The organism is Komagataeibacter kakiaceti JCM 25156 (genome assembly GCF_000613305.1).
This window is the reverse complement of sequence record NZ_BAIO01000215.1, coordinates 1-3,770: the sequence shown is the minus strand read 5'-3', so window position 1 is coordinate 3,770 and position 3,770 is coordinate 1. Positions and strand designations below refer to the sequence as shown.

The following is a 3,770-nucleotide window of genomic DNA, read 5'->3' as shown; positions in this document are numbered from 1 at the left end:
CCCCTTGCGCGGCAGGCTGGACTGTGGTGCCGATCCTCCCTATATTTGTTTTTTATTTATTATAATTATTTCATATTATCTTGCTTTATACATCCGTATCGGAACATTATTCAAAAATACCATGTTTTATATTTGTAAAAATTTCTGTTTCTCTGCCTGCAAACACGGTTCACATGCATGTCCTAATGGACCCTCTCAAAGCTACGCCGTATATTCATGCTTCACATGACAACCCCGACCGGTTTCAGGCCGCCACGGCCTTGCGCGCAGACGATCTATCCGAACCGGATACCGTTCGTCGTAAACGTATATTCATCGATGCGAATGGCCTCATCGACGGCGTCATCGGAGGATTCGTAATCCCATGCTGTTTCGAGAGAGCGATACAGCCATCGTGCAAGATCACGCATGACATCAGAGAGTATCTGCGCGGCGTCTTCGGTCATTTCGCAGCCGGTCTTACTTTCACGTATCACAGTGACGGTCATTGTAAATTCGTGATAATAGGGCCCGGTCTGGCTAATCCGGGCGATTAGCTGGTAGAAATTCCGTCTCTGGATCTGCGCCAGGGTGTCAGCAATCGCGTGGAGTTGCGTATCCTGTGGCGCGTAACGGCGGATTTCATGGGATGCATGCCGTTCATATCGGTAGATCCCCTCGAATGAAGCTCCGTCCCCCTGATTAGAAAATCCTCGGAAATAGAGGCACGGACCGCCTTGCTCTGGAGTTGCTGCACCCCAGGGTAAAAACGTAGCAATGTCCACACCAAGTATGCCACATATCTGCAGAAAGTCCTCATAGACCGCATCCCATCAGGAAAAGCGGCGAAGAAAGTCCCGGTACCAGCAGCGAGCCTTTTCACGAGCTGATCCGGACAATTCATCAATTTGATAGACAGGAACGGCAATAATTTCATGCATCGGAAGTGTCTCCTTCGAGAGCAGCCGCCAGCCAGTCATTGGTGGTAACCCAGCCGACAGATCGTCGCGCGCCGAGATCGATCACATGTGCGCCTCCACCAAAGGCTTCGAGACGTGGGCGCGAGCAGGTGTTGGCGTACTCAAACCCCCACACTCCCGACAAACTGAATGTGGCGGCACACTTCAAAACGAAAATAACAACACACTCAGGGTCACCACTACCGTCGTCTTGGATCCACAGTCTGGACCTGTTTTCGCTTGATACGCTCAGAGAGAACCCACTTGAAAAACAGAAGCCGTCAGGATCTTCCGGCTCGTTCCGATAGAATTCAAGCGCCCTCTCCGCATTTTCAGCCGTCCCTACATCAAGGACACACGAAAAATGAGTGAAGTAATTGACCATCGGGAAACTCCCCATAAAACAAAAGCCCGAAGCATGTCCGGACTTTCGCGAGAGAAATGACAGACGGGGTCGGAAGCTTTGTGCAGGCATGGGATGGACTGCCGGACAAGGGGCTACGCAGCTTTTTTCACGCGTTTATCCCCGTGACATCCGGAAGTTCGCCTCAATCATTATTTTATCTAATTTATAGGGCGAAAAGCTGTAGCCCCATGGTCCTCGTATCGACATATCCACGACGCCGCATACGGGCTACGTCACGGCCAGTATTCCAGAAGTCTTCTGTTATTCTGAAAGTTTGGCATAAGCGGGATCAAGGCTTCGATGAATGGGCTGCGCCCGTCCCATCCAGGCTGGGGGCGAATTTCCTTCAGCCAATCAACGAAGCTCGGAATAAATCCAAAGTCCTCGCGCATATGCTGCTCGGCGATCAGCCGCACCGGAACAACCCGCCCGGTGGAAATTGTCAGCACAACGCCAAAAAGTCTCTCAGCGAGGAAGATACCTTCCGCGTGATGTCTCAGCGCACGATGCCGAAAATCGGCCGAAATCAATTTTGATTCGTCGAACCAGGCATGGATAGGCAGGAAGTCATCAGCCGTACCTCCCCACTGCCGCACCGACGAGAGAGCATGATAATAACTATGCGCCATTTCAGGCCTCCTCTGTCCAGCTATGCTCGGAATATTCAGTGGACATATATCGTCCGTTAAATTCGAGCGTCAGCGTTCTGTTGGCCACGTCAAACCTGAAGTCGCCAAAAGCACCCTCATTGTTTTCCCAACCACCGTTGGTCTCGGCCAGTGCGGCGTAACAGACCTGTTCGATGACATCCCGCAGGGGAGTACGTTCCGAGACAATCTCGCAATCAGTCCACCTCGCCGTCACCGCATCGACAAGGACGTCGAGCAGTGTATCCTCCCCTTCAGGCACAACAGCAATCTCCTCGATCTGGCCGCTATCTCCTTCACCGTCAAACGACACTGTAACGGCTGTAATCCTGGATACCGAAAGCGCTTCAAAGATGATCCTGCGATTTTGCGCTGAAGCTTGATTGCATGCTTTTTCATGGCGAAGTAACCGCTCTGCATGCTCCGCAAAGCTTCGTTCGAAGTTCTCAGTCATGGCGAGTTCCCTCAGTTGCTCAGGCACGGCACATACCCGCACTCGTTATCGGAAATGAAGCGGGCCGGACGTTGAAAACCATGTCGTAAGCAGAACAATGACAGGGAATTCCTTACTATAGGCTTGTTAAGCATGGCGTTTCCGATCGTATTTACCATGATTTTTATTATTTTTTACGCCCAGACCTCGCCCGTTATCCACATTTTTGCTTACGTTAATAAAGAATAGTCCTCGCGATATCCGCCATATGCTTGTTCGCGTCAGGGTGTTTTCGGGGATGCCAGATAGGGGCAACTGATCTGCGCAGGCGTGACATCAATCCACAAACGACTGCCCGCAGTCGCCTCCAGTGCCTTGCGGATGGTGTTGGCAGAAAGAAATTCCGCGCCATCGTCACCGCCAAACGATACGCGTTTGACATCGTACCAGTCGTCAGGACATGTGCGCGGGTCCGCTTCGACAGCATAGGCGACAAGGTTCGCCTGACCCTCGGCGTCACTGAAGCCCGGATAACCATTCGACATCAGGTACACCCCATGATCGCCAACCAGCATGAGGCCTGCCGGTATTTTGGTACGGTCGACATCCACACCGGTCGGATGGCGCGACGACACGCCAGCCTTGAGAAAGGCCGGGTTAACAAGCTGATCATAGGTAGGGGAATGTTCGCTCGCGGCTTGCGCATGCGCAAGAAGACGCGCCACCAGGGCACGGTCGAAATGAAGTTTCATGGCAGTATTCCTTTGTATGAGCCCCTTGCTGGGACACAAAAAAGGCGGAACACCGAAGTATACCGCCTCAAGAAATGAAAACTGGCGCATCTGGCCCGAAGTGCCCCCCGATGCCGTTGCCGATCATTCATCTTCATCGTCATCAAAGAAACGAAGCGAAGCATCGACCGGGCCGTCCGCATCAAACAGGACATAATCACAGTCGTGATTCCGGGCCAGGGCAAGAATGGCCCGCAGTGACCGCGACCCCGGCCAATCATGGGAGTATGGATCCAGCGGGACATGGACAAACCATCCGTGCGGGCCGGACAGGCAGGTGAGGCCAAAGGAACCACCTGACCTTGCATATCTCTCAAGGTGTCCACGGTCCGACAGGGGAAGGTGACCGGTGCTCAGGTCGAGGAATTTCCGGATCTGGAAAGGCGCTAACATCGGGTTTCTCCCTGCTGGAAGATGAGGCGGGTCAGACCGGCCCGGTGCTGTCGCCGAATGCGCCGGCGGGCATGACCCATTGTTCGGGGGATGTGAGGACACGGCCACGCCAGCGGTGGCAGAGCGCGCGGCGCACCAGATCGGGGTACCGGCGCACGGGGC

7 protein-coding genes are annotated in these 3,770 nt (G+C 53.5%); 1 reads left to right on the top strand and 6 read right to left on the bottom strand.

The window, feature by feature from the left end; all coding sequences use genetic code 11:
• Nucleotides 1-229: hypothetical protein (locus JCM25156_RS30220; protein ID WP_206777863.1), on the top strand; the 229-nt coding region annotated here is incomplete at its 5' end.
• Between the two features lie 46 nt (nt 230-275).
• On the opposite strand, the gene JCM25156_RS23590 is transcribed toward JCM25156_RS30220, so the two are convergent.
• From JCM25156_RS23590 to JCM25156_RS32825, 6 genes are all read right to left on the bottom strand, one after another.
• The gene (locus JCM25156_RS23590; protein WP_242402608.1) at nt 276-764 is read right to left on the bottom strand and encodes an antitoxin of toxin-antitoxin stability system; all 489 of its coding nucleotides are present in this window, start codon (nt 762-764) and stop codon (nt 276-278) included.
• Nucleotides 765-912: 148 nt separating this feature from the next.
• The gene (locus tag JCM25156_RS27980; protein WP_084296504.1) at nt 913-1,323 is read right to left on the bottom strand and encodes a hypothetical protein; all 411 of its coding nucleotides are present in this window, start codon (nt 1,321-1,323) and stop codon (nt 913-915) included.
• Nucleotides 1,324-1,577: 254 nt separating this feature from the next.
• Nucleotides 1,578-1,973 (bottom strand): DUF6915 family protein, encoded by a 396-nt coding sequence (locus JCM25156_RS23585; RefSeq protein WP_148299378.1) that lies wholly within the window; start codon nt 1,971-1,973, stop codon nt 1,578-1,580.
• A 1-nt stretch (nt 1,974) separates the two neighbouring features.
• Complete coding sequence (locus JCM25156_RS10890) at nt 1,975-2,445, bottom strand: DUF6878 family protein (RefSeq protein WP_034959396.1); 471 nt, start codon at nt 2,443-2,445, stop codon at nt 1,975-1,977.
• 260 nt (nt 2,446-2,705) lie between these two features.
• Nucleotides 2,706-3,176 carry a DUF3085 domain-containing protein gene (locus JCM25156_RS10885; protein WP_025813101.1) on the bottom strand — a complete coding sequence of 157 codons (471 nt, stop codon included), beginning with the start codon at nt 3,174-3,176 and terminating at the stop codon, nt 2,706-2,708.
• Nucleotides 3,177-3,299: 123 nt separating this feature from the next.
• Complete coding sequence (locus JCM25156_RS32825; protein WP_010515656.1) at nt 3,300-3,608, bottom strand: DUF5983 family protein; 309 nt, start codon at nt 3,606-3,608, stop codon at nt 3,300-3,302.
• Nucleotides 3,609-3,770: the final 162 nt, after the last annotated feature.

Coding starts and splice junctions, on each gene's coding strand:
- JCM25156_RS32825 (WP_010515656.1), bottom strand. CDS start 3,608: ATGTTAGCGCCTTTCCAGATCCGGAAATTCCTCGACCTGAGCACCGGT.
- JCM25156_RS10885 (WP_025813101.1), bottom strand. CDS start 3,176: ATGAAACTTCATTTCGACCGTGCCCTGGTGGCGCGTCTTCTTGCGCAT.
- JCM25156_RS27980 (WP_084296504.1), bottom strand. CDS start 1,323: ATGGTCAATTACTTCACTCATTTTTCGTGTGTCCTTGATGTAGGGACG.
- JCM25156_RS23585 (WP_148299378.1), bottom strand. CDS start 1,973: ATGGCGCATAGTTATTATCATGCTCTCTCGTCGGTGCGGCAGTGGGGA.
- JCM25156_RS10890 (WP_034959396.1), bottom strand. CDS start 2,445: ATGACTGAGAACTTCGAACGAAGCTTTGCGGAGCATGCAGAGCGGTTA.